Source organism: Eubacterium oxidoreducens, from assembly GCF_900104415.1.
Lineage (GTDB): Bacteria > Bacillota > Clostridia > Lachnospirales > Lachnospiraceae > Eubacterium_C > Eubacterium_C oxidoreducens.
This window is the reverse complement of sequence record NZ_FMXR01000021.1, coordinates 1-23,956: the sequence shown is the minus strand read 5'-3', so window position 1 is coordinate 23,956 and position 23,956 is coordinate 1. Positions and strand designations below refer to the sequence as shown.

At 42.0% G+C, this 23,956-nt stretch carries 24 protein-coding genes, 1 pseudogene and 1 riboswitch; of the genes and pseudogenes, 22 read left to right on the top strand and 3 right to left on the bottom strand.

All coding sequences use genetic code 11. The annotated features are described in order from the left end of the window. From BLS20_RS12360 to BLS20_RS12305, 12 genes are all read left to right on the top strand, one after another. Nucleotides 1-303, top strand: a complete 303-nt coding sequence (locus BLS20_RS12360; protein ID WP_090174674.1) for a 4Fe-4S binding protein — start codon at nt 1-3, stop codon at nt 301-303. Beyond that, nucleotides 303-1,484, top strand: coding sequence for a pyruvate ferredoxin oxidoreductase (porA, locus tag BLS20_RS12355; protein WP_090174673.1), 1,182 nt, complete (start codon nt 303-305; stop codon nt 1,482-1,484). The genes BLS20_RS12360 and porA overlap by 1 nt, the downstream gene beginning before the upstream one ends. 13 nt (nt 1,485-1,497) lie before the next feature. Next, nucleotides 1,498-2,430: a thiamine pyrophosphate-dependent enzyme gene (locus tag BLS20_RS12350; RefSeq protein ID WP_090174672.1), complete on the top strand. Its 933-nt coding sequence runs from the start codon at nt 1,498-1,500 to the stop codon at nt 2,428-2,430. 24 nt (nt 2,431-2,454) lie between these two features. Next, entirely contained in the window at nt 2,455-3,516 is a 1,062-nt protein-coding gene (locus tag BLS20_RS12345) for a D-alanine--D-alanine ligase family protein (RefSeq protein ID WP_090174671.1), read from the top strand. A 174-nt stretch (nt 3,517-3,690) separates the two neighbouring features. Further along, the gene (locus BLS20_RS12340) at nt 3,691-5,094 is read left to right on the top strand and encodes a UDP-N-acetylmuramoyl-tripeptide--D-alanyl-D-alanine ligase (protein WP_090174670.1); all 1,404 of its coding nucleotides are present in this window, start codon (nt 3,691-3,693) and stop codon (nt 5,092-5,094) included. Nucleotides 5,095-5,177: 83 nt separating this feature from the next. Beyond that, nucleotides 5,178-5,621 carry an ACT domain-containing protein gene (locus BLS20_RS12335; protein ID WP_090174669.1) on the top strand — a complete coding sequence of 148 codons (444 nt, stop codon included), beginning with the start codon at nt 5,178-5,180 and terminating at the stop codon, nt 5,619-5,621. A 4-nt stretch (nt 5,622-5,625) separates the two neighbouring features. Next, a complete protein-coding gene (locus tag BLS20_RS12330) occupies nt 5,626-6,822 on the top strand; it encodes a homoserine dehydrogenase (protein ID WP_090174668.1) in 1,197 nt (398 codons plus the stop codon). A gap of 13 nt (nt 6,823-6,835) precedes the next feature. Then, nucleotides 6,836-8,041 (top strand): aspartate kinase, encoded by a 1,206-nt coding sequence (locus BLS20_RS12325; RefSeq protein ID WP_090174667.1) that lies wholly within the window; start codon nt 6,836-6,838, stop codon nt 8,039-8,041. A 58-nt stretch (nt 8,042-8,099) separates the two neighbouring features. Next, nucleotides 8,100-9,506, top strand: coding sequence for a L,D-transpeptidase family protein (locus tag BLS20_RS12320; protein WP_090174666.1), 1,407 nt, complete (start codon nt 8,100-8,102; stop codon nt 9,504-9,506). A gap of 228 nt (nt 9,507-9,734) precedes the next feature. After that, a complete protein-coding gene (gene tnpA / locus BLS20_RS12315) occupies nt 9,735-10,139 on the top strand; it encodes an IS200/IS605 family transposase (protein ID WP_143010272.1) in 405 nt (134 codons plus the stop codon). Between the two features lie 17 nt (nt 10,140-10,156). Beyond that, nucleotides 10,157-11,482 (top strand): IS200/IS605 family element transposase accessory protein TnpB, encoded by a 1,326-nt coding sequence (locus BLS20_RS12310; RefSeq protein WP_090174664.1) that lies wholly within the window; start codon nt 10,157-10,159, stop codon nt 11,480-11,482. A 148-nt stretch (nt 11,483-11,630) separates the two neighbouring features. Then, nucleotides 11,631-11,957, top strand: a complete 327-nt coding sequence (locus BLS20_RS12305; RefSeq protein WP_143010271.1) for a hypothetical protein — start codon at nt 11,631-11,633, stop codon at nt 11,955-11,957. On the opposite strand, the gene BLS20_RS14105 is transcribed toward BLS20_RS12305, so the two are convergent. Continuing rightward, on the bottom strand, nt 11,949-12,371 hold the full coding sequence (locus tag BLS20_RS14105; protein ID WP_176762411.1) for a DUF2752 domain-containing protein: 423 nt from the start codon (nt 12,369-12,371) through the stop codon (nt 11,949-11,951). The genes BLS20_RS12305 and BLS20_RS14105 overlap by 9 nt on opposite strands. Before the next feature lie 19 nt (nt 12,372-12,390). On the opposite strand from BLS20_RS14105, the gene BLS20_RS12295 reads away from it, so the two are divergent. Next, on the top strand, nt 12,391-13,146 hold the full coding sequence (locus BLS20_RS12295) for a DUF975 family protein (RefSeq protein WP_176762410.1): 756 nt from the start codon (nt 12,391-12,393) through the stop codon (nt 13,144-13,146). Between the two features lie 32 nt (nt 13,147-13,178). After that, the gene (locus BLS20_RS12290; RefSeq protein WP_278286170.1) at nt 13,179-15,323 is read left to right on the top strand and encodes a Tex family protein; all 2,145 of its coding nucleotides are present in this window, start codon (nt 13,179-13,181) and stop codon (nt 15,321-15,323) included. Nucleotides 15,324-15,781: 458 nt separating this feature from the next. Here the strand turns inward: BLS20_RS12290 and BLS20_RS12285 are convergent, their stop codons facing one another. Beyond that, a complete protein-coding gene (locus tag BLS20_RS12285) occupies nt 15,782-17,308 on the bottom strand; it encodes a sodium/proline symporter (RefSeq protein ID WP_090174660.1) in 1,527 nt (508 codons plus the stop codon). A 152-nt stretch (nt 17,309-17,460) separates the two neighbouring features. On the opposite strand from BLS20_RS12285, the gene BLS20_RS12280 reads away from it, so the two are divergent. The 3 genes and pseudogenes from BLS20_RS12280 to BLS20_RS12270 all read left to right on the top strand — a co-directional run. Continuing rightward, a complete protein-coding gene (locus BLS20_RS12280) occupies nt 17,461-17,862 on the top strand; it encodes a hypothetical protein (protein ID WP_176762409.1) in 402 nt (133 codons plus the stop codon). Between the two features lie 12 nt (nt 17,863-17,874). Further along, a complete protein-coding gene (locus BLS20_RS12275; protein WP_176762408.1) occupies nt 17,875-18,474 on the top strand; it encodes a VanZ family protein in 600 nt (199 codons plus the stop codon). Between the two features lie 53 nt (nt 18,475-18,527). Beyond that, nucleotides 18,528-18,878: pseudogene (locus BLS20_RS12270) on the top strand (transposase); the annotation flags it as partial. On the opposite strand, the gene BLS20_RS12265 reads toward BLS20_RS12270, so the two are convergent. Next, nucleotides 18,834-19,085 carry a UPF0236 family transposase-like protein gene (locus BLS20_RS12265; RefSeq protein WP_341443238.1) on the bottom strand — a complete coding sequence of 84 codons (252 nt, stop codon included), beginning with the start codon at nt 19,083-19,085 and terminating at the stop codon, nt 18,834-18,836. The pseudogene BLS20_RS12270 and the gene BLS20_RS12265 overlap by 45 nt on opposite strands. 252 nt (nt 19,086-19,337) lie before the next feature. Further along, a riboswitch (FMN riboswitch) is annotated at nt 19,338-19,479 on the top strand. Nucleotides 19,480-19,554: 75 nt separating this feature from the next. Here BLS20_RS12265 and ribD point away from each other — a divergent pair. The 5 genes from ribD (at nt 19,555) to BLS20_RS12240 (ending at nt 23,581) form a co-directional block, all read left to right on the top strand. Then, nucleotides 19,555-20,652: a bifunctional diaminohydroxyphosphoribosylaminopyrimidine deaminase/5-amino-6-(5-phosphoribosylamino)uracil reductase RibD gene (gene ribD, locus BLS20_RS12260; protein ID WP_278286169.1), complete on the top strand. Its 1,098-nt coding sequence runs from the start codon at nt 19,555-19,557 to the stop codon at nt 20,650-20,652. A 4-nt stretch (nt 20,653-20,656) separates the two neighbouring features. Beyond that, entirely contained in the window at nt 20,657-21,307 is a 651-nt protein-coding gene (locus tag BLS20_RS12255; protein WP_090174657.1) for a riboflavin synthase, read from the top strand. 14 nt (nt 21,308-21,321) lie between these two features. After that, the gene (locus BLS20_RS12250) at nt 21,322-22,524 is read left to right on the top strand and encodes a bifunctional 3,4-dihydroxy-2-butanone-4-phosphate synthase/GTP cyclohydrolase II (protein WP_090174656.1); all 1,203 of its coding nucleotides are present in this window, start codon (nt 21,322-21,324) and stop codon (nt 22,522-22,524) included. A 24-nt stretch (nt 22,525-22,548) separates the two neighbouring features. Beyond that, entirely contained in the window at nt 22,549-23,013 is a 465-nt protein-coding gene (gene ribH, locus BLS20_RS12245; RefSeq protein ID WP_090174655.1) for a 6,7-dimethyl-8-ribityllumazine synthase, read from the top strand. 178 nt (nt 23,014-23,191) lie between these two features. Beyond that, a complete protein-coding gene (locus BLS20_RS12240; RefSeq protein WP_090174654.1) occupies nt 23,192-23,581 on the top strand; it encodes a hypothetical protein in 390 nt (129 codons plus the stop codon). Nucleotides 23,582-23,956 lie beyond the last annotated feature (375 nt).

Genomic DNA, 23,956 nt, shown 5'->3' with positions numbered 1-23,956 from the left:
ATGGCAACAGATATTTCAAAGTTACATGAAAAGGTTCGATATCAGGATTTGACGGAAGGAATGGGAATTGCAGGTTCCGGGAATTCCGTTCAGTTTAACACCGGTGAGTGGAGAACGATTGATCCGATTTATTATGCAGATAAGTGCAGACAGTGTCTCTTATGTATTCCGGTCTGTCCGGATTCGTCAATTCCGGTAATAGATGGTAAGAGAACGGATTTTGATTTTGAACATTGTAAAGGATGCGGAATCTGCGCAAAAGTATGTCCGTTTGGAGCAATTGAGATGGGAGGCGAGAAGTAATGGCAAAAAAAGACAGAATGTCAGGAAATGAAGCAGTTGCACTCGCGTTAAGACAGATTAATCCGGATGTTATGGCCGCGTTCCCAATTACACCATCTACAGAAATTCCACAATATTTTTGTGATTTTGTGGCAAATGGACAGGTGGATACCGAGTTTATTCCGGTAGAGTCGGAGCATAGTTCTATGAGTGCTTGTATCGGTGCAAGTGCAGCAGGAGCAAGAGCCGTTACAGCAACTTCTTCTTGCGGACTTGCCTTTATGTGGGAGTTGTTATATGTGGCAGCATCGGATCGACTTCCAATTGCAATGGCGGTAGTAAACAGAGCGCTCACAGGACCAATTAATATTAATGCAGATCATTCCGACAGTATGGGTGCAAGGGATTCCGGTTGGATTCAGATATATTCCGAAAATAATCAGGAAGCCTATGACAACTTTGTACAGGCTTATCGGATCAGTGAGCATAAAGATGTAAAACTGCCGATTATGATTTGTCAGGATGGATTTATCACATCGCATGCAATTGAAAATATTGTGGTCTTAGAAGATGATGTGGTTAAGAATTTCGTGGGTGAGTATGAACCTGGAAATTATTTGTTAAATGAACAAGACCCATATGCGGTAGGACCATATGCGACGGCGCCATATTATTTCGAAGCAAAAAGAGCACAGGCAGAAGCAATGAGCCATGTAAAGGACGTCGTTTTAGAAGTCGCAAAGGAATATGAAAAGATTTCCGGTCGTTCGTATGGACTGTTTGAGGAGTATCGCATGGAAGATGCAGAGTATGCGTTTGTTATTATTTCCTCAGCAGCAGGAACGGTAAAGGAACTGGTTGATCGCATGCGGGATAAAGGAATCAAAGCCGGCGTAGTGAAGGTAAGATTGTTCCGTCCGTTCCCGGGAAAAGAATTGGCACAGGCATTAGCAAAGGTAAAGGCCATTGCGGTAATGGATCGTGCAGAAAGTTTTTCGGATATGGGAGGCCCGCTTGGGGCAGAACTTCGAAGTGCCCTTTATACGCAGCGTCTTAATATTCCGGCAATGAATTATATCTATGGTCTTGGCGGAAGAGATCTATTAGAAGAACATATAGAGCAGATTTTAAGCGAACTTGCACAGCTCGCACAAAGTGACGAGCCAATCGACGGATATCGTTTCGTTGGAGCAAGAGATTAAGGAGGTAGGCGAGATGGCATATAATTTTCGAGAGACGATGAGTAAGCCGGAACGTTTGGCTCCGGGACATAGAATGTGTGCGGGTTGTGGAGGATCGATAGCAGTGCGTAACGTGCTTCGAGGACTTCATGACGAGGATCATGCAGTGATAGGAAATGCAACAAGCTGTTTGGAAGTATCAACATTTATTTATCCCTATACTTCCTATGCAGACAGTTATATTCACAGTGCATTTGAAAATGCAGGCGCAACCATGAGTGGTGTTGAGACGGCATATAAAGCACTGAAGAAAAAAGGTAAGATCAAGGGCGATTATAAGTTCATTACATTTGGCGGTGATGGCGGAACCTATGATATCGGTTTGCAGTCATTGTCCGGGGCGGTTGAACGCGGACATGATTTTACTTATGTGTGTTATGATAACGGGGCTTATATGAATACCGGTATCCAAAGATCTTCTGCAACACCAATGTATGCAGATACAACCACAACACCGGTAGGAAGCGAATCGGCAGGTAAGCCACAGTATCGAAAGGATCTTGCAGAGATTCTTTCGGCACATCATATTCCATATGTGGCGCAAACAACATTTGTGCAGAATTTTAAAGATTTGCATATGAAATCAGAAAGAGCGATTTATACGGAAGGTCCGGCGTTTTTAAATATCATGGCACCATGTCCAAGAGGTTGGCGTTATGATACACCGGATATTATGGATATCTGTAAGGCAGCAGTTGAGACCTGCTACTGGCCGCTTTTTGAAGTAGTCGATGGAAAGTGGATATTGAGTTATGAGCCGAAGAAAAAGCTTCCGATTGAGGAATTTTTAAAGTCACAGGGAAGATTTAAACATCTGTTTAAGAAGGAAAATGAACATCTTATTGAAGCTTTCCAAAAAGAAGTGGATCGAAGATGGGAACAACTTCTTGCACGATGTGATGACTAGGCTTGATTGGAGGATAATGAGGCGATGAATATAGTAGTGTTGGCCGGAGGATTGAGTACAGAAAGAGATGTATCATTAATCTCCGGAACAAATATAGCAAAAGCATTAAGACGTAATGGACATAATGCGTTGTTGCTGGATGTGTTTTTGGGCATTCAGGCAACCGAGGAAGAACTTGAACATATTTTTGAAAAAAGTGAAGAAGTATCTGCAGATGCCGGGAAGATTAAAGAACAGTCTCCGGATATTCGTGCAGTCCGCCAAATGCGTTCGCAGGACGATGGCGGCGATGGTTTCTTTGGCCCAAATGTGCTTTCTCTTTGTAAGAGAGCCGATCTTGTATTTATGGGACTTCATGGAGAAGATGGAGAAAATGGTAAGATTCAGGCTTGTTTTGATCTTTTGGAGATTCCATACACAGGAAGCGGCTATATGGCCTGTGCACTTGCGATGGACAAGGGGCTTACCAAGACTCTTTTGATGACGGCAGAGATTCCGACACCGATGGGAATTACGATTTCCGACAAACAAAAGTATGTGGATGTGAAATATACAGGGATTGATTTGCCGTGTGTAGTAAAGCCTTGTTGCGGAGGTTCTAGTGTTGGAGTATCTATTGCGCATACAAAAGAAGAATTTGATGCGGCATTGGCTCAGGCCTTTAAATACGAGGATGAGGTTGTTGTCGAGCAGTATATAAAGGGACGTGAATTCTCAGTGGCTGTTATCGATGGAGAAGCACTTCCGGTAATAGAGATTGCACCAAAGGAAGGTTTTTATAATTATGAAAATAAATACCAGGCAGGTGCGGCAGTCGAGACTTGTCCGGCTGATCTTCCGGACAATATTGCACATCAGATGCAGTCTTATGCCAAGGAAGTTGCCACGGGGCTTGGACTTAATACTTATGCCCGCATGGACTTTTTGCTGGATGAGCAAAATGAGATGTATTGTTTAGAAGCAAATACGCTTCCGGGAATGACACCGACATCCCTGATGCCTCAGGAAGCAAAGGCAGTAGGGGTTGATTTTGACCAGTTGTGTGAGAATATTATACAGGTTTCACTTAAGAAATATACGGATTAACTCAGTCGGAGTACAAGCTCCGACTGAGTTAAACGCTCCGCGAGGATGCACACGGATTCGGACAGGAATTTGTCTGCTGAAGCAGACCCGAATCCGGCGCGCAAGACTCGCGAGCGAGTCTTGACTAGAGGCCGGCATAAAGCGCCGGCCTTTTATCCATTAGGGAGGCAAATCATGAAAGCGCTTACATTAGAGCAGGTAGCATACGCTTGTAAGGGGCAATATTTTGGAAGTGTAAAAGATCAAGAAAGCATTATTACAAGCGTGACAACGGACAGTCGTAAAGCCGTAAGAAACAGTTTGTTCATTCCGCTTAAAGGAGCGAAAGCAGACGGACATGATTATATTGAAAGTGTGGTATTAGGCGGAGCAGTCTGCCTGAGTGAACGAAAACTTTCGCAGGCGGAAGAACCATATATTTTGGTTGAGTCAACCTATCAGGCCCTCAAGGATCTTGCACAGTATTATCTTGCGCAATTAGATCTTCCGGTTGTAGGAATCATTGGCAGTGTCGGCAAGACCAGTACGAAGGAAATGGTTGCATCGGTATTAGAGCAAAAATATAAGGTTTTAAAAACCGATGGGAATTTCAATAATGAAGTAGGTCTTCCGCTTACGATATTTCGCATTGAAGAAGAACACGAAGTTGCAGTGTTAGAGATGGGAATCTCAGAGTTTCACGAAATGGAACGCCTTGCGAGAATTGCGAATCCGGATTATGTGGTAATGACCAATATCGGAGCATGTCATCTGGAGAATCTGATTGATCTTGATGGGGTATTAAAGGCAAAATCCGAAGTTTTTGATGTTGTAAAAAAGCCATTGCAGGCAGTTGTAAATGGAGACGATGAAAAGCTTCGTACGTTGGAAAATACAAAAGCAGGACATCCGGTATTCTTTTGCAAGGATGTAAAAAGCGTGGAGCAACTCAAGGCGCAAAGAGTAGATGAACAAAGAATATTCTTTGCAGATGAAGTGAAAAGTCAAGATGCATATTCAATCAGTGCCAGGCTTCACATTCCGGAGCAGACAATTGCTGTTACGATTCCGATTCCGGGAGAACATAACGTGTCAAATGCTCTAGCGGCAGCCGCAATTGCAATGGAATTTCATCTGACACCAGAGCAGATTAAGAACGGAATCGAGAGTGTGAAAACCATTTCCGGAAGAAGCAATCTGGTGAAAGTTGGTGAGATAACGGTAATCGATGATTGTTATAATGCCAATCCGATGTCGATGAAAGCATCTCTTAGCGTGCTTTCTAAGATGCCAAAAAGACGGATTGCGGTACTTGGAGATATGGGGGAACTTGGAAAGAATGAGCACGAGCTTCATTACGAGGTAGGACAATACGCTTCGCAGCAACAGATTGATGCTCTTTTTGTCTGCGGGGAACTTTCGGCAAAGATTGCAGAAGGGGCAAAAGACTTAAAGGTAGTTAGAAGTTATGAAAATTTAACGAATCTCATCGACGAACTGTTATCTTACATAGAGCCGGGGGATACGATCCTTGTGAAAGCATCACATTTTATGCAGTATTCGAAAGTGGTAGAAGCGATTACGAAAGCATTTGGTTAGACATTTGCAATTAGATGAAATTTGTGGTAGTATCTTTCATGCTAGCACAATTGTGCACCACAGAAATACAGAGGATGAAAGATATGGAAGAAAAGCAGAGATTCTATGTACTAAGAGAAAAGGCTGTTCCTGAAGTACTATTAAGGGTAATCGAAGCGAAATGGCTCTTAGATTCCGGGCGTGCTCAGTCTGTGCAGGAGGCTACAGAAAGAGTGGGAATCAGCCGAAGCTCTTTTTACAAATATAAGGAAGATATTTTTCCGTTTCACGATAATGCGAAAGGAAGAACCATTACACTCGTTATGCAGATGGATGATGAGCCGGGGCTTTTGTCGGATCTTCTTAAGGTCGTGGCAAATGCGCGAGCAAATATTTTAACAATTCATCAAAGTATTCCGGTTAATGGAATCGCCTCTTTGACCTTAAGTGTCGAGGTGCTTTCGCAGACTTCGGATGTGGAAGAGATGATGCAAAGAATCGAAAGTAAACAAGGAATACATTCCGTTAAAATCTTAGCAAGGGAGTAATACTATGGTAAATGTTGCAATTTTAGGCTATGGAACCATCGGTTCCGGAGTCAAAGAAGTAATCGAAACAAATAACAAGAAGCTAGTTAAACACATTGGAGACGATATCCGGGTGAAATATGTATTAGATCTTCGTGATTTTCCGGGAGACCCTGTGGAGAAGATTTTAGTACATGATTATAACGAAATCGTAAGCGATCCTCAAGTGGATATTGTGGTAGAAGCAATGGGAGGCGTAGAACCTGCATATACATTTGTAAAGCAGGCGCTTGAAGCCGGAAAATCAGTTGCAACCTCTAATAAAGCGTTGGTTGCAGAAAAAGGTGCGCAGCTCCTTAAGATCGCGCAGGATAAAAATGTCAACTTCCAGTTCGAAGCAAGTGTAGGTGGCGGAATCCCTATTATCCGTCCATTGAACTGCTGTCTGACGGCTGATGTGATAGAGGAAATTACAGGTATCTTGAATGGAACAACAAATTACATGATGACGAAGATGTATTTTGAGGGTTCAGAATATGCGGATGTGTTAAAGGAAGCACAGGCGAAAGGATATGCGGAGGCAGATCCGACAGCGGACGTGGAAGGTTATGATGCCTGCCGTAAGATTGCAATTTTGACGTCACTTGTTGCCGGTCAGCAGGTAAACTTTGAGCATATTCATACAGAAGGAATTTCGAAGATTACCGCAACCGATATTAAATATGCCAAGGCGATGGGACGTGCAATTAAACTTCTTGCAACAAGTAAGAAGATTGGTGACAGCTATATGGCAATTGTGGCACCGCGTTTATTAAAAGAAGATCATCCGCTTTATGGCGTAAATGATGTATTTAATGCAGTATTTGTTCATGGTAATATGCTTGGAGACGGCATGTTCTATGGAAGCGGAGCAGGAAAGCTTCCGACAGCAAGTGCTGTTGTGGCAGATGTTGTGGAACTTGCAACTAATTTGAATCGTCATCTTTATGTAGAATGGGACGAAAAGGAATTAGAGCTGGTTGATTATAAGCAATCTTCGAGTCGTTTCTTTGTCAGAACAACGCAGGATAAAGAAGCAGTGGAAAAAGCATTTGGCAAGGTAGAATATATACAGGCCGAAGGCGTAACCGGTGAAATCGGATTTTTGACGGAAGAGATGACGGAAGCGGAGTATGATAATAAAGTGCAGGGATTAAACGTTGTGCAGATGATTCGTGCATAAACAGGAGGATAACATGTTAATAGTAAAGAAGTTCGGTGGCACATCAGTTGCCGACAAGGAACGAATCTTCAATGTGGCGAAGCGATGTATTGAAGATTACAACAAGGGAAATGATGTCGTTGTGGTATTATCCGCAATGGGAAAGAGTACAGATGATTTGCTGGCGATGGCAGCGGATATCAATCCGGATATGCCGAAAAGAGAAGTTGATATGCTTCTTGCTACAGGTGAGCAGACTTCGGTTGCGCTGATGTCTATGGCAATGAGAGCACTTGGAGTACCGGCGATTTCGTTAAATGCATTCCAGGTAGCAATGCATTCAACATCAACTTACGGTAATGCAAAGTTCAAAAGAATTGATACCGATAGAATTCAACATGAGATTGATAATCGTCGTATCGTTATTGTTACCGGTTTTCAGGGAATTAATAAATATGATGATATTACAACACTTGGACGAGGCGGTTCAGATACAACGGCCGTTGCTCTTGCAGCAGCGCTTCACGCAGATGCCTGCGAGATTTACACGGATGTAGAGGGTGTTTTCACGGCAGATCCTCGTAAAGTTCCAAATGCCAAGAAGCTTCCGGAAATCACATATGATGAGATGCTGGAAATGGCTACACTTGGAGCGCAGGTATTGCACAATCGTTCAGTGGAGTTGGCAAAGAAATATGGAGTACAGCTGGTTGTTCGTTCTAGCTTAACTACAGCAGAAGGAACCGTAGTCAAGGAGGTAACTAAAATGGAAAGCATGGTCGTAAACGGAATCGCGACAGATAAAAATACAGCAAGAATCGCAGTCATCGGACTTCAGAATACACCGGGAGTCGCATTTAAAGTATTTAACATTCTCGGAAAGAAGAATATTAACGTAGATGTTATCTTACAGTCTATCGGACGTGATAATACAAAGGATATTTCATTTACCGTGTCTGAAGAACAGGCTGATGAAGCAATGGAAATCTTAGAAGAAAACAAAAAAGCACTGACAGCAGATCATATTGAGTGTGATAAAAATGTTGCCAAGGTATCTGTAATCGGTGCCGGAATGCAGACAAATGCAGGTGTTGCATCTAAGATGTTTGAAGCATTATACAATGCAGGCATCAACATTCGCATGATTTCTACTTCTGAGATTCGTATTACAGTATTAGTAGATGAGGATTGTGCAGATCGAGCTACAAAGGCAGCACATGATATGTTTATTGAGGACTAATCGTATTGCATTTCGAAAAGGGGCGAAATGATGGGGAAAGAAGAGTTTGGAGGCAATCATGAAAAAGGTAAAGAAGTTATTAATGATGTTGCTTGCCGTCTGCGTGCTGGTGACGGCTACATCGGTAGCAGTTCCAACAACACAGGCACAGGCAGCGACAAAGTATTATATCAAGGTAAATCGAACCACCAATGTAGTAACCGTATATAATGCTTCTACCAATAAGGCGGTAAAAGCAATGACTTGTTCTTGTGGAGGTTCGAATACACCGCTTGGAACATTTTATACAAAGGCTAAGTATCGCTGGAAATTGTTGGATGGACCAAGTTACGGTCAGTACTCAACGAGAATCACGGGAAGCGTGTTATTCCATTCCGTATGGTATTATTCACAGTCCAAGAACAGTCAGTCGACCGTGCAGTATAACAAGCTGGGTACAACGGCATCTCATGGATGTGTCAGATTGACGGTAAAGGATGCTAAGTGGATCTATGATAATTGTTCTGTTGGAACGAAGGTAATTATTTTCGCCGGTTCTTCTAGTGACGATCCGCTTGGAAAGCCAGAGACGATGAAGGTTAGTACGGCATCGAGAACAGGTTGGGATCCTACCGATCCGGATTCAGCCAATCCATATAACAAAAAGCAGCCAAAGATTAATCTTAAGAAGGTTGCAAGAACCATTAATTATGGAAGTACATGGAAGAAACTTAAGAATGTGATAGCTACCAGTTCGACCGGAAGCGATATTACCAGTGATGTGGTCGTGAAAGGAAAAGTGAACACCAACAAGCTAGGAACATACAAGATTACTTATAAGGTAACCGATTTGCTTGGTCATACAACCAAAAAGACAATCAAGATTAAGGTTGTCGACAATAAGAAGGCTAAAATCACATTGTCTAAGACATCTGTTACTAAAGAATATAATTCTACTTATAAAGTCAAAAGCTATATGAAAGCGACGACCGTAGATGGAACGAATCTCAAATCTAAGGTAGTGGCATATGTAAAGAAGCCGGGCGCAAGTAAGTACACGAAAGTGACGGCGGATACGATGATTTTAAATAAGCTTGGTACTTATAAGATTAAATTTAAAGTGACCAATCCACATAATAAGAAAAAGACAACAAGTAAGGTTATTTCAGTTAAGGTTAAGGATACAAAGGCACCTATCTTAAGCGGTGTTGTATCAGCTGCTGAAGCTAAGACGGGAGAGGCTGTCAATCTTTTAGATGGAATAACAGCCAAGAAAGTCAGCGGTAAGGATATGACAAGCAAGATTTTAGTCTATGTATCTTCTGATGGAGGAAGCACTTATTCTTCGGCACTTAGTACAGATGAGGCTAAGGCCTATACCTTTGCCGAAGCCGGCACCTATACGATTAAGTATGTTGTAACAAATGGTGTAAGTAATGCATCAACGACGAAAACAACGACTTATACGGTAACGGATCCGGAATAAAGCGATAGGATACTGTGAGGATTTCCCGATGCCTATGATTGGGCATCGGGATTTTTTTGAAATTTCATTCAAGTCATGATAAAATTTGACAAAATTTTTTAGTACTCAAAAGCGGCGCACGCTCGTGACTTCAGTCATGAGTTAGCCGCCCCACGGGTAGCCAATACACTTGGAATATTTATATACGCATGGTATAATATAAATATGGATAAAAATACTATATTTACTATGTCTAAAGATGTTACATATGGTCGTGGATATGTATATTCCTTGCAGTATCATATTGTATGGACTACAAAATACAGAAAGTCCATATTTATAGGTGCAATTGAAACCGATGTGAAAAACTATCTGATTAAGACACTTAAATCTTTAGATATGAACATCGTTGCAATGGAGATAATGCCTGATTATATACATCTGCTTGTAGATTGTAAACCGCAGTTAAGGCTTTCAGATGCCATTAAAATACTTAAAGGCAATACTGCAAGATGGCTTTTTCTCAATCACCCTGAGATAAAGAAACAATTATGGGGTGGGCATTTATGGAATCCGTCATATTTTGTAGCGACCGTAAGCGACAGAAGTCTTAAACAGGTCACAGACTACATCAATTCCCAAAAGACTAAGTAGGAAGGAGGTTCTGCGGGTTGCGTATATATACTACATACAAGGTTAAGATTAAGCATTACAACCATATATTCAAAGACACTATTAAGATATACCGCGATGCCGTGGACTATCTCATAAATGTATGTCTTGAAAACTGGGATTCCATATCCATGTATAAAGGACAGAATAGACTAACATATATCGAAGTACTTATACATTCTACGAAAGAAAACCCTGTTCCAAAGTATGACTTTGATGAAAAATTTTATAAAATACCAAGCTACCTGCGTCGTAGCGCTATTAACGAGGCTATTGGTAAAGTTTCATCATATAAAAGCAACCTTGTCAACTGGCAGAACAACCCTGTTGGCAAAAAGCCATCATATCCAAAAGCAGGATATGTGTTCCCTTCGATGTATCGTACTGTAATGTATAATCAGACTGACGATTATATAGCGCAGGTAAAAGTCTATATCCGTAACACATGGGATTGGATAACCATAGACCTTCGTAAATCGGATATGGATTATATATACAGACGTTGTAAAAATCGTAAACAGTGTGTTCCTACGCTTCAAAAGCGTGGTAAGAAGTGGTTTTTAGATTTCCCATTTGAGGAAAAAGTAACGCTTTGCGATACAGTGGTTTATGATTCGACTGTTGTTGCCGTAGATCTTGGTATCAATACCGCAGCTACGATAAGTGTGATGCGTAGTGATGGCACTATTCTCGGAAGATATTTTTGCAAGCTTCCCAAAGAAACAGACCATCTTATGCATAGCATAAATCGTATTAAGAAGGCACAACAGTATGGTAATTATAAAACACCACGACTTTGGGCTAAAGCCAAAGGCATTAACCATGACATTGCCGTTAAGACGGCAAATTATATCATGGATATAGCTGTCCTTTATAATGCCGATGTAATAGTATTCGAGCATTTAGACAAGAACGGCAAAGTCCGTGGTTCTAAGAAACAAAAGCTCAAAATGTGGCGCAGTCAGGAAGTACAGTCTGTTGTAACAAATAAGGCTCATAGACTCGGTATGAGGATAAGCCATGTCTGCGCATGGGGAACATCTAAATATGCTTATGATGGCAGTGGTCGTGTACTCCGTGGCAAGAATGGTGGTTTTAGTACCTACGAGCTGTGCAGATTCCAAAATGGCAAAACCTATAACTGTGATTTATCTGCATCATATAACATCGGTGCAAGATATTTCATTAGAGAGATCCTAAAATCCTGTTCGGAGACGGACAGGTTGGACATTGAGGCTAAAGTCCCTCAGTGCTCTAAGAGAAGCACCTGTACATTTTCTACGTTAATTAGCTTAAATGCAGAGCTTACAGCCTTAGTGGTGTAAGTATCTGAGTTTTTGCTGTATGGTAGGAATGTAGTCCGCCCGCCTAAAGCAGGCAGGTGCCGTAAGGCACCTATTGGAAGCACGCGACTTTAGTCGTGTGAGGCTTCACGCGAGACGGATTATTTGACGAAATGGAAGGTAGAAAGTTATGAATGAATCTAGCAGGTCGTTTATGAATGCGGCGCTTGCGCTAAGCGTTGTTGGCTTAGTAACTTGTTGCTGCGTCTATACAAGTTTTATCTGCGGCGCACTGGCGATTATATTTGCGTTTTTATCAAAGGGAAATCAAGACAGGCTTGCTCCAATGGCAAGAAGAAGTGTGATGATAGCGGTTATTTCCTATGTGTTTGCAGGTGTAGTGATCGCATTAAGTCTGGCATCTATAATCAGTCACTACGGTAGTCTAAGTTATATCGTGGAAAATTATGATGCAATTTATCAAGATCTTCTCAACCAGGCACAAACATTACAATAATGAAATGTGGCCGACCAGGAGAAAGAGATTTTTTATTATCCAGTTTGCGATGGTAACGATTAAAAGGATCCACAGATAACGGGCATGTGCATGAAGCAAAGGTGTATGGCCTTTGGATATAAGATGGATGCTGTTTGTGATCATATAAATCAAATAGCCAATGAAAAACAGTGGGACAACCGGGTGGTAGAAGAAAGATTGGATGAATCTACCGTGAAAAAAGGCAATTACAGCTCTGGTTCCGCCACACCCCGGGCAATAGTATCCGGTCAAGGTGTGGAAAAGGCAAGGTGACAGATGAAACCACTGTCCAAACAGCCGATTGCTGATTAGGAAGAGTGCACAGGCGATTGCCAGAATAAGACCGGTTAGATATATAGTTTTATCAATTTTTGTTAGTCGCTTCTTTTTCATGATTAGAAAGGATATCCTTATGAAATTAAAGTTTTCAGAATATAAAACAGATGCAAGAGCGATCCTTGATGGCAAGTATTCTCTTGCCGCAGGCAGTGCTTTTGTTTTATTCTTGATTATTTTTTTGTTACAGATGCCATTTGCCATTATGTTGGCAAATGCTACGTCTTATATGACGATTATAACCACAATTGTGGCGGATTTTATTATTGAACTTTTGGGTATGATGCTGTTTATAGGATTGAAACAGATCCATTTGTCGCTGGCAAGAGGCCGGGAGACTACAATTAAGGATTTGTTTTATGCGTTTCACAATCAGAGTAATCAGCTAACTAAGATAGCCTTGTTTTTTTCGGTTATCAATTACATCTTTCAGGCACCGCGTCTTGTTTGGGCTGCGCTTGCACAGTCCTATGTAAGTACGACGATGTATTATCTGGTAATGCTGATTATGTATCTGGTGTGGGCAGTCATTTACCTTGCAGTGATTTTGAATCATGCAGTTGCATTTGAGTTGTGCCTCGATCATATTGAGTATAAAGTATCTGATGCTTTGCGTCAAAGCAGACAGATCATGAAGGGGCGAAGGATGCATTATTTTTGGCTTCATGCAAGCTTTATCGGAATGTATATTCTTGGCCTGATTTCAATGATGATTGGTTTTTTGTGGGTAATCCCCTATATTGTTCAGACACAGGAGTGCTATTATCTACAGCTGGTTCGGGGGATGGACCGGCAGCAAGATGGTGCTGATGGCCTTGAACAGATTGTCTAGGCAGGATAATGATAAGTGAAGGAGTAGAAACATTGGATATTATTACACAACTTGCTAAGGAACTTGATATTAAAAACTGGCAGGCGCAAGCTGCCGTAAATCTGATTGATGAAGGAAATACGATTCCTTTTATCGCACGTTATCGAAAGGAAGTTACCGGTTCACTTGATGATGAGGTACTTCGTAAATTATCAGAACGTCTGACATATCTTCGTAATCTTGATGAGAAAAAGCAGCAGGTTCTTTCTAGTATTGAGGAGCAGGGCAAATTAACGCCTGAGCTTAAAGCGCAGATTGAGGCGGCTATGACAATGGTAGTGGTGGATGATTTATATCGTCCTTATCGGCCAAAACGTCGTACTCGCGCTATGATTGCGAAGGAGCGCGGATTAGAACCATTGGCAAATGTGATATTGCTGCAGATGACTGCTACCCCGATTGAAAAGGAGGCAGAACAATATCTTAATCCGGAAAAGGAGATTGAGACGATTGAGGATGCAATAGCCGGTGCGCTGGATATTTTGGCAGAAGCGATTTCGGATGAAGCGGATTATCGAATCCGAATCCGTGAGATGACGATGAAAAGTGGATGGATAACTTCAACGGCTAAAGATCCTGAAACAGAGTCTGTCTTTGAGATGTACTATGACTTTGAAGAGCCGATTAAAAAACTTGCCGGCCACCGCGTGCTTGCATTAAACCGCGGTGAACACGAGAAGATTCTGACGGTGAAGGTTAACGCGCCGGAAGAAGACATTATCAAATATCTTGAGCGTAAGGTTATTACGCGTGACAATAAATACACGACTCCATTTTTGCAAAATGCAATCGCAGACAGCTACAAGCGTCTGATTGCGCCGGCCATTGAGCGTGAGGTTCGCTCTGAACTTTCGGAAAAAGCGGAAGATGGCGCAATTGAAGTATTTGGCAAGAACTTAGTACAGCTTCTTATGCAGCCGCCAATTGCCGGTCGTGTGGTCCTTGGGTGGGATCCGGCTTTTCGTACCGGGTGTAAGCTTGCTGTTGTGGATGAGACCGGCAAAGTGCTCGCAACCAAAGTCATTTATCCGACAGCTCCGCAAAGTAAGGTGGAAGAGTCGAAGCGTATCTTAAAGCAAATGATTGAGAAATACAACATTTCATTAATTTCACTAGGTAATGGTACGGCTTCACGTGAGTCCGAGGCAATCATTGTTGAGTTGCTTAAGGAAATTCCGCAGAAGGTAGAATATATTATCGTGAATGAATCCGGTGCTTCGGTATATTCGGCAAGTAAGCTTGCTACGGAAGAATTCCCGAATTTTGATGTGGGACAAAGAAGTGCAGCTTCCATGGCGAGACGTCTTCAAGATCCACTCGCGGAACTGGTCAAGATTGAACCGAAGGCGATTGGAGTCGGCCAATATCAGCATGATATGAATCAAAAGAAACTGTCGGAGGCACTTGGCGGTGTCGTGGAAGATTGTGTAAATAAGGTCGGTGTAGACCTGAATACGGCTTCAGCTCCGCTTTTGGAATATGTGTCAGGAATTTCTAAGGTGATAGCGAAGAATATCGTGACATATCGTGAAGACAACGGAAGATTTTTAACACGTGCGCAGCTTTTGAAAGTCGCCAAGCTTGGTCCGAAAGCCTATGAACAATGCGCCGGTTTTTTGCGTATTGCACAGGGCAAGAATCCGCTTGATGCAACCGGTGTGCATCCGGAAAGTTATGATGCTACAAAGACACTTTTGGAAAAACTGGGTTATCAAAGTGAAGATCTTGCCAAAGGAGCATTAGTCGGTATTTCAAAGAAGATTACGGATTATAAGAAACTTGCACAGGAGCTGGGAATTGGTGAAATCACCCTACGCGATATTGTAAAGGAATTGGAAAAGCCGGGGCGCGATCCTCGTGAGGATATGCCAAAACCAATCCTTCGCAGTGATGTCTTGGAAATGAAGGACTTAAAAGAAGGTATGGTTTTGAAAGGTACCGTGCGTAATGTGATTGACTTTGGTGCATTTGTGGATATCGGAGTGCATCAAGATGGTCTTGTACATATCTCGCAGCTTTGTGACAAATATATTAAGCATCCACTCGAAGTGGTCAGCGTTGGCGATATTGTGGATGTGAAGGTGCTGGCGGTAGATGAAAAGAAGGGAAGGATTTCGCTCACAATGAAGGGTGTCTAATTCGCACTCCCTAAGCGAGGGGATTGAGTTTCTCCTGAGAATACGATTTCTCCCCGCACCGACCCGCCGCTAATCAAAATTTTTCTGCGTATCTTTTGATTTGCCCGCCACCGTCCGTGTTCTGCTAGGATTGTTGTGGTTAGATTACAAGAAATGGCTCGTTGTGTTTACAACACAACACGAGTTCTAAAAAACAGGTGACCTTGCAAGCAAGCTTGCAGTCACCTGTTTTTTATTCCTCTGTCTGCTTACGCAGACGGGCCATTTCTTTCCGATATCGGAGGCAGCCCCGGTTCGGTTTGGCGAGCATCAGATACTCGAAAAATTTTGGCGGCTCTCGATGTGCGATGTCGAAATGTATTCCTCAGTCGAAAGCAAGGTTGTGTGATCTTGCTGAGAATCTGTTCCGGATGGAAACTCCCAGCTGCCGAGCGAGGGAGCATCCTCCTCACCCAATCCTAAATAGATTCGAATTCTTCCACAATCTCCTTAGACGGCGGAGCCGTCGCAAGAGAGACCACAATAATCAGTACACAAGAAACGATGAACGCCGGAAGCAGCTCATAGATATCCCAGCTGCCGCCGAGAGGACGGATGGCGAACTTCCAAATGAAGACCATAGCCCCACCGCTGATTAAGCCGGCAAGTGCACCATTGCGGTTGCAACGTTTCCAGAACAATGAAAACAACATCAAAGGCCCAAAGGATGCGCCGAAACCAGCCCATGCAAAAGAAACAATCTTAAATACCGAACTGTCCGGATTAAGTGCAAGTAAGACACCGATAATGGCAATTACAAGAACCGTAAGACGAGCAGTAAGCATGGCCTTTTTCGGTGAGATCTTAAAACCGAAGAAGTCGGAAATCAGATTCTGAGAGACACTAGAAGCTGCAGCAAGAAGCTGAGAATCTGAAGTCGACATCGTACAAGCCAGGATACCGGCAAGCGTTAAGCCGGCAACCAAAACGCACAGAGCACCATTTTCACTTAAAATCATGGCAAGTTTAATAATGATGGTTTCAGACTGTCCGGATTCTGTGAAGGTCTCAATTAAACCTTCCTTTGAAACAGAGTATCCGACGATACCGATTAAAACAGAGATGGCCATAGAAATAACCACCCAAACGGTAGCGATACGTCTGGAAATCTTCAGTTTGTCCTCGCTTTCTGTTCCCATGAAACGAAGCAGGATATGCGGCATACCAAAGTAACCAAGTCCCCAGGCAACCGTCGATAAGATTGTAATCGGTTTATACGGGCTGCTCTCACCGGATACCGGATCGTGCGTTTCAAAGAAACTTAGGTAACCATCCAAAGAATGCGCGTTGGAAACCACATTGTCCCAGCCACCTGCAACATGGATGCCAAAGATGACAATAGCAACAAGGGCAAATGTCATAACGATACTTTGAATCAAATCCGTGGTGCTGGCTGCAAGGAAACCACCAAGAGCCGTATAGGCAACAATGATGATGGCACTGATGATCATGGCCGGCAAGTATGGAACGCCAAATAAACTACTGAATAACTTTCCGCAGGCTGCGAAGCCGGAAGCGGTATAAGGAACGAAGAAGACAACAATCAGCAAGGCACTGATGGCAAGCAAAGATTTTGATTTGTCACGGAATCGATTAGAAAAGAATTCCGGAATCGTAATCGAATTGTTGGCCTTCGCACTGTAGCGACGAAGTCGTTTGGAAACCAGCAGCCAGTTCAGATAAGTACCGACCGCAAGACCGATGACGGTCCAGCCGACATCTGCCACACCGGACAGATAGGCAAGTCCCGGAAGACCCATCAGAAGATAACTGCTCATGTCGGAAGCTTCCGCACTCATGGCAGTAACTAAAGGACCAAGCTTTCTACCACCTAAATAAAAATCATTTACATCTTTGTTTCGTCTAGAATACAAGATGCCCACCAAGACCATAAAGAACATATACACGATCATGACGAGCAGTATTCCGATTACATTTCCACTCATAAAATCTCCTCATCTAATTTTTAGTTTATACAATGCAACATTATAGCATGAAATGTAGAGGGGATGCAAAAAAGCAATTTACAGAGACTTTTCTTTACACAACCTTGACTTTTTTTTTTAACAAACATATAATACCTTTTGAAAAAATTTATATGGAGATTAGTGTGAAAAAATTAAAATTATTTTCAATACTATTATGCATTATTTTTTTATTAAGTTTTTCACTAACAGTTTATGCTGCCGAAAAGCCATTTACTTATAATTTTAGGCATGAGCTTACAATGAATGGACATTTTAAAGCTAAAAAAAGCAGTGCGACTTTTTCCATTCATACTACCACAAATAAAAGTAGCTCAAATTATTTCACCATAAAGCAATTCAAATATCATCCTTTTAATAACAATGAGTATGTTACAAAAAAAACAATATATTGTAAAAAGAACTCAGACGGTGATTGTTCTTTTAGTACAAAAAAGGACACAAGCTATACTTATGAATTTTGGAAAGTTGAAAACGGAAAATATATAGTAGGTTCCGGAACATTAAAATACTAAATGGAGGATTTTATGATTGGATCACAATTTATTGCCGTTTTCTTTGGATTTATATTAGTTAATTTTGTATTTATTGGAGTCCTTAATTCCGATTTCAAAAACAAACAATACTTATCTTTATGCGGCTGTATTTTTTCATTAATGATTATAGTATGCATTTGTTTTTTTCCATTTCCATTCCAAAGCGAACTTATAGAATCGATGATTGATGGAAATGAAGGACTTTCCAATAATTTTATTCCGCTCAAATCAATAGTATTTATAGTCAAAGATTCTATAGAGTTTAAGGTGTACGGTATGATATTTTATCAAATTTTTGGAAACATATTACTATTTATGCCATTGGGCTTTTCGCTTTTTTGTTATTTGAAAGAAAAAAATAAATTTTTCAAAATTCTATGTTGTGTTTTATTTACAAGTGTCTTTGTAGAAGTGGGACAATGTTTTTTTAACACTATGATTGAAGTAAACTATAGAAGCGTTGATATTGATGACATATTATTAAACACTCTTGGTGGCATCTTAGGTTTTCGCTTTGCATATTCAATCATTCCTAAATTTAATCATTTACTTAACAAAACAAAAAAAGAGTGTATGAAAAAATTTCTGTAAATGTATAAGTACAAGGTCTTCTATGGTACACTAACCAAAGGAGGCCTTTTATGATGGCAAAGAAAGAAAAGAAACCAATTCACCATGTTCAAATGACTGATGGAAAACGTCAGTTCATCCAACAGCTCCTTCAGGAGTATGATATTGAATCCGCTCAGGATATCCAAGATGCTCTTAAGGATCTTCTTGGAGAAACTATCAAAGAAATGATGGAATCCGAGATGGACAATCACCTTGGCTATGAACGTTCAGAGCGCGTAGATCGCACGGAATACAATAATTATCGCAATGGAACAAAGCCTAAGAAGGTTAATTCCAGCTACGGTAGTTTTACTATCGATGTTCCGCAGGATAGAGAGTTAACCTACGAACCACAGATTGTAAAGAAACATCAAAAAGATATCCAATAGAAATACATATTCTTTCAGTCCGTCCTCTCTGGTTGTTTCATACACCCTACGAGAATAATTAACCTCTCCATAGACGGTTTTTATTGTTGTTTTTCGAAGTCCTTTATTACGATACGCCTCTACATCCCTTGTTTGCATTAGATGCTCATCATATTTCTCAAGGAAATCTTTTGTAAAAGACTTTCCCCATTCACATACCATTTTAAAAATTTCTTCTTCGATTTCCTTGAATGTAATTCCCTCTTCGTTTAACATTGTAATCATCATACAGCTCCTTCGTATTTTTTCTGGACAATTAAATACTAAAGAATTTCTGTATGATTTGGAAGTGGCCATCGGCCTCTTCCTTCTTTTTTGCCAATTATAATTTTACTCTATGAAGGAAGGACTAATTATGTAAAATCGATTGCAAGAAAAAGAGGATTGTGATAACATAGTCAAAGTAAAAGAAATAGAGTTCTTCGGGGCAGGGTGAAGCCGCAAGGCAATTCCCGACCGACGGTGATACCACGTAGATGGGTAAGTCCGTGAGCGATAAGCATGAGCCGGTGAGAATCCGGAACCGACAGTACAGTCTGGATGTGAGAAGAAAGCAGATGCGTTGCATTGCATGTAATCCCCCGAGTCTTTAGCTCGGGTTTTTTTATTCCAAATATAGGAGGCGGATAGAGTGAAGCAAAAAGAAGAATACATGGCCCGCGCACTTGAACTTGCCAGACAGGGAATGGGACATACTTCTCCAAATCCAATGGTTGGCTGCGTGGTAGTGAAGGATGGTCGAATCGTATCAGAAGGATATCATGAGCGATACGGGGAATATCACGCAGAGCGAAATGCGCTGCTTCACTGCGAAGAAGATGTTACGGGAGCGGAATTATATGTAACACTTGAGCCATGTTGCCATCAGGGAAAGACACCGCCATGTACAGATATCATAATGGAGAGAAAGATTGGAAAGGTCTATGTCGGAAGCATGGATCCGAATCCGCTGGTCGGAGGAAAGGGCGTACAGCTCTTAAGAGATCATGGTATAGAAGTGGAAACCGGAATCTTAGAAAAGGAATGCTTAGAGCTTAACGAAATCTTCTTTCATTATATACAGACGAACCTGCCCCTTGTGGCAGTCAAGTATGCAATGACGCTTGATGGAAGAATTGCCAGCGCAAGCGGAGACTCTAAGTGGATAACGAAAGAAAAAGCGCGCGAGCATGTGCATGAACTTCGAAAACAATACAAGGCCATTATGGCAGGAATCGGAACCGTACTTGCAGACGATCCAATGCTAAACTGCAGAATCTGTGAAGGCGTCGATCCGATTCGCGTCATCTGTGATTCGAAACTAAGAATTCCGATGGATGCGCAGATTGTAAAGACGGCACATGAGATTCCGACGATGATCTATGCAGCAGCTGGAGCAGATGGAAAGAAGAAGGCGCAGCTAGAAAAAGCCGGCATTCGCGTGATTGTGCAAGAACAGGAAACGCAGGTGAATCTGAAAAAAGTCATACAAAGTCTTGGCGAAGAGAAGATTGACAGCGTCTTAGTAGAAGGCGGCGGCGAGATTCACGGAAGTTTGATCAAAGAAGGTCTTGCAGATAAAGTTTATGCATATATCGCTCCGAAAATCATCGGAGGCAGTAAGGCTAAAGGGCCGGTGATGGGGGAAGGAATCCGGAAGATGTCACAGGCCGCGCAGCTAACAGATGTCAGGATGCATGAATTTGACGGTGACTATATGATAGAAGGAACAATAAAGAAAGCAAGGTGATCAGATGTTTACAGGTATTGTAGAAGAAGTGGGAACACTGATTAATATTAAAAAGGCAGCGAAGTCGTGTGTGTTAACCATTGGGGCTGATAAAGTGCTTGAGGGCACACAGATTGGCGACAGCATTGCGCTTAATGGCGTATGTCTGACGGTTACCACAATCGGGAAAGGCAGCTACACTGCGGATGTGATGCATGAAACATTGTCTAGAAGCAGCCTGTCGGAACTTACGGCGAAGACGCCGGTCAATTTAGAAAGAGCCATGAGCGCTGAAGGGCGTTTTGGCGGACATATCGTCTCCGGTCACATTGACGGAACGGGAACGGTTTGTGGCATTGAAAAAGACGACAATGCTATCTGGTATACGATTGCAGCAGACGCATCGATTCTTCGTTATGTTGTAGAAAAAGGATCCATAGCTATTGATGGCATTTCACTGACCGTAGCGTATGTGGATGATAGTTGTTTTAAGGTTTCTATTATCCCGCATACACAGGCAGAGACGAATCTGTATACCAAGAAGGTAGGTTCACTCGTTAACTTAGAGTGTGACATTATAGGAAAATATGTTGAAAAGTTGATGCAGCCGGCACCACAAGAAGAAAAAACGGCGGGCGGCATTACAAAAGAATTTTTGTTGGAGCACGGATTTTAAGGAGGAATATTTAGATGAAAGAAGTAGCACCAATCGAGCAGGCGCTCGAGGATTTAAGAAACGGAAAGTTAATCCTGGTAATTGACGACCCGGATCGTGAAAATGAAGGCGACTTAATCTGCGCCGCAGAATATGCAACACAGGAAAATGTGAACTTTATGGCATCCTACGCCAAGGGATTAATCTGTATGCCAATGAGCGGTCAGATGTGCGATGACTTAGACCTTGGCCAGATGGTAGATGTGAATACAGACAATCACTCAACTGCATTTACGGTATCGATTGACCATGTTGATACGACAACCGGTATCTCGGCAGCAGAGCGTTCCATCACAGCACTTAAGTGCGTGGAAGATGGCGCAAAGCCGGAAGACTTTAGACGTCCGGGACATATGTTCCCGCTTCGTGCACGCGAGGGCGGTGTTTTAAAAAGAACCGGACATACCGAAGCGACGGTTGATCTTGTCAGACTTGCCGGATTAAAAGAATGCGGTCTGTGCTGTGAGATTATGAGAGATGACGGAACCATGATGCGTACACAAGAACTCTTAGAGTTTGCAACAGAGCATGACATTAATGTATTTACCATCGCAGATTTGGTAAAATATCGTCTTGACAGAGAGTCGCTCGTACAGCGTCAGGCAACTGCCAAGCTTCCGACAAAGTATGGAGAGTTTACAATTCATGGATATGAAAATAAGTTAAATGGGGAGCATCATGTATGCCTGGTAATGGGAGATATTACACCGGATGAACCGGTACTTTGCCGTGTGCATTCAGAGTGTCTGACAGGAGATGTCTTTGGCTCTGCTAGATGTGACTGTGGAGAACAGCTTGATGAGGCAATGAAGATGATTGCAGAAGAAGGAAAAGGAATCTTACTGTATCTTCGCCAGGAAGGAAGAGGCATTGGTCTGATTAACAAGTTAAAAGCATATAAGCTTCAGGAAGAGGGTTATGATACGGTAGAAGCGAACATTAAGCTTGGATTTGCACCGGATCTTCGTGAATACGGAATCGGCGCACAGATTCTGCGTGATGTGGGAGCAAGCAAGCTTCGTTTGTTAACAAACAATCCGGAGAAGATATCAGGATTATCCGGATATGGTATTTCCATTGAAGAACGCGTACCAATCCAGATTAAAGCCCAGAAGTTCGATGAGTTTTATTTAAAGACAAAGCAAAATAAGATGCATCATATGACAGATTATAAATAAAAAAGAATCAGGAGGAATTATATCATGAACAAATTAGAAGGAAAATTAATTGGACAGGGAATGAAAGTCGGTATCGTGGCAGCGAGATTTAACGAGTTTATTGTATCGAAGCTGGTAAGTGGAGCAGAAGATGGACTTGTGCGTCATGGAGTTGCAGATGGTGATATTGATCTTGCATGGGTTCCGGGCGCGTTTGAACTTCCGATTGTAGCACAGAAGATGGCACAGTCCGGCAAATATGACGCTGTCATTGTGTTAGGTGCTGTAATTCGTGGAGCAACAAGTCATTACGATCTTGTATGTAATGAGGCTAGCAAGGGGGTTGCACAGGTTGGTCTTCAAAGCGGCGTTCCAACACTCTTTGGCATTGTGACAACGGATACGATTGAGCAGGCTATTGAACGTGCCGGAACCAAAGCCGGAAACAAGGGATATGATTGCGCATGCTCTGCAATTGAGATGGTGAATTTAATTAAGAATAATTTCTAGGAAAAGAGCGAGTCTTGACAGAGCTGTAGAACGCAGATTTTGCGTTTTGCAGCTCTTTTTTGCGAAAATCATGTCGAAAAAGTTGATAATTATGCATAGACGCAGCGCCCAAAATATGTTTGTGTTATAATTTTTTTGTTAAATGTATTGAGATTTCAAAAATTATAGGGGGGAGAATATGGCAAAAAAAATAATTACTGTAGTAATCATTATAGCAGTTGCCCTAATAGGCGGATATGTTATAAATTCAAATATTTCTAAACAACCTGAGTTAGGAACATATGGAGTACGATGGATTGTTCAAAATGATGATGCGATGTATGGAGGATTAGAGGGTGATGAGTCGTTAATATTATCATTTAAAGATGAACAGACATGGGAAATAAAGGAAGAAGCGGGGACGGAGAGTGGAAAATATAAAGTAGAGGATAATCGATATGTGTTTGAGACGTATGATGGATATGTGTTTTCGTGCTATCAAAAAGGTGGACAGCTAATTGCAGATGTTGATTTTCCATCAGATGAAGATTATCCGGACAGTTATAATGTGTTTGAAAAGATTGACTAAAAAGGTCTTGACGAATAAACAAGTGTCTTGTGAAGAGCAAGACACTTGTTTGCATTGTGCGCCTAGCGGCGCACGTTTCTAACGGGTTCAAGTCCCGAATCCGCCCGGTAGTGGGAAGGATATAGCCGAAGGCAAGGGTGTCCGCCGCGAGGTGGAATCTGAAGGAAGCTGGATGTGGGGAACACACTAACCCACGGGCAAATCTCTGGTCTGACGAACAGAAATCTCATACGAGGTTATGCATGAGGGTAAGGCTGCAATCCAAGTCGAAGCCCAATAACTACACGGAATCATGCATGATAAATGAGGCAGATGGATGGAGAGGAAGAAACGTGTGGTACCTAGGGAGGTCTGTGTGAAATGCTCTGAAAGGAG

Excerpts from the sequence above, each read along its gene's own strand:
- BLS20_RS12350 (WP_090174672.1), top strand. The coding sequence starts at position 1,498 with ATGGCATATAATTTTCGAGAGACGATGAGTAAGCCGGAACGTTTGGCT.
- BLS20_RS12295 (WP_176762410.1), top strand. The coding sequence starts at position 12,391 with ATGAAATTAAAGTTTTCAGAATATAAAACAGATGCAAGAGCGATCCTT.
- BLS20_RS12250 (WP_090174656.1), top strand. The coding sequence starts at position 21,322 with ATGAAAGAAGTAGCACCAATCGAGCAGGCGCTCGAGGATTTAAGAAAC.
- BLS20_RS12340 (WP_090174670.1), top strand. The coding sequence starts at position 3,691 with ATGAAAGCGCTTACATTAGAGCAGGTAGCATACGCTTGTAAGGGGCAA.
- BLS20_RS12265 (WP_341443238.1), bottom strand. The coding sequence starts at position 19,085 with ATGGTATGTGAATGGGGAAAGTCTTTTACAAAAGATTTCCTTGAGAAA.
- BLS20_RS12335 (WP_090174669.1), top strand. The coding sequence starts at position 5,178 with ATGGAAGAAAAGCAGAGATTCTATGTACTAAGAGAAAAGGCTGTTCCT.
- BLS20_RS12345 (WP_090174671.1), top strand. The coding sequence starts at position 2,455 with ATGAATATAGTAGTGTTGGCCGGAGGATTGAGTACAGAAAGAGATGTA.
- BLS20_RS14105 (WP_176762411.1), bottom strand. The coding sequence starts at position 12,371 with ATGAAAAAGAAGCGACTAACAAAAATTGATAAAACTATATATCTAACC.
- BLS20_RS12255 (WP_090174657.1), top strand. The coding sequence starts at position 20,657 with ATGTTTACAGGTATTGTAGAAGAAGTGGGAACACTGATTAATATTAAA.
- tnpA (WP_143010272.1), top strand. The coding sequence starts at position 9,735 with ATGTCTAAAGATGTTACATATGGTCGTGGATATGTATATTCCTTGCAG.
- BLS20_RS12280 (WP_176762409.1), top strand. The coding sequence starts at position 17,461 with ATGGAGATTAGTGTGAAAAAATTAAAATTATTTTCAATACTATTATGC.
- BLS20_RS12360 (WP_090174674.1), top strand. The coding sequence starts at position 1 with ATGGCAACAGATATTTCAAAGTTACATGAAAAGGTTCGATATCAGGAT.
- BLS20_RS12320 (WP_090174666.1), top strand. The coding sequence starts at position 8,100 with ATGAAAAAGGTAAAGAAGTTATTAATGATGTTGCTTGCCGTCTGCGTG.
- BLS20_RS12305 (WP_143010271.1), top strand. The coding sequence starts at position 11,631 with ATGAATGAATCTAGCAGGTCGTTTATGAATGCGGCGCTTGCGCTAAGC.
- BLS20_RS12325 (WP_090174667.1), top strand. The coding sequence starts at position 6,836 with ATGTTAATAGTAAAGAAGTTCGGTGGCACATCAGTTGCCGACAAGGAA.
- porA (WP_090174673.1), top strand. The coding sequence starts at position 303 with ATGGCAAAAAAAGACAGAATGTCAGGAAATGAAGCAGTTGCACTCGCG.
- BLS20_RS12240 (WP_090174654.1), top strand. The coding sequence starts at position 23,192 with ATGGCAAAAAAAATAATTACTGTAGTAATCATTATAGCAGTTGCCCTA.
- BLS20_RS12330 (WP_090174668.1), top strand. The coding sequence starts at position 5,626 with ATGGTAAATGTTGCAATTTTAGGCTATGGAACCATCGGTTCCGGAGTC.
- BLS20_RS12285 (WP_090174660.1), bottom strand. The coding sequence starts at position 17,308 with ATGAGTGGAAATGTAATCGGAATACTGCTCGTCATGATCGTGTATATG.
- ribH (WP_090174655.1), top strand. The coding sequence starts at position 22,549 with ATGAACAAATTAGAAGGAAAATTAATTGGACAGGGAATGAAAGTCGGT.
- BLS20_RS12275 (WP_176762408.1), top strand. The coding sequence starts at position 17,875 with ATGATTGGATCACAATTTATTGCCGTTTTCTTTGGATTTATATTAGTT.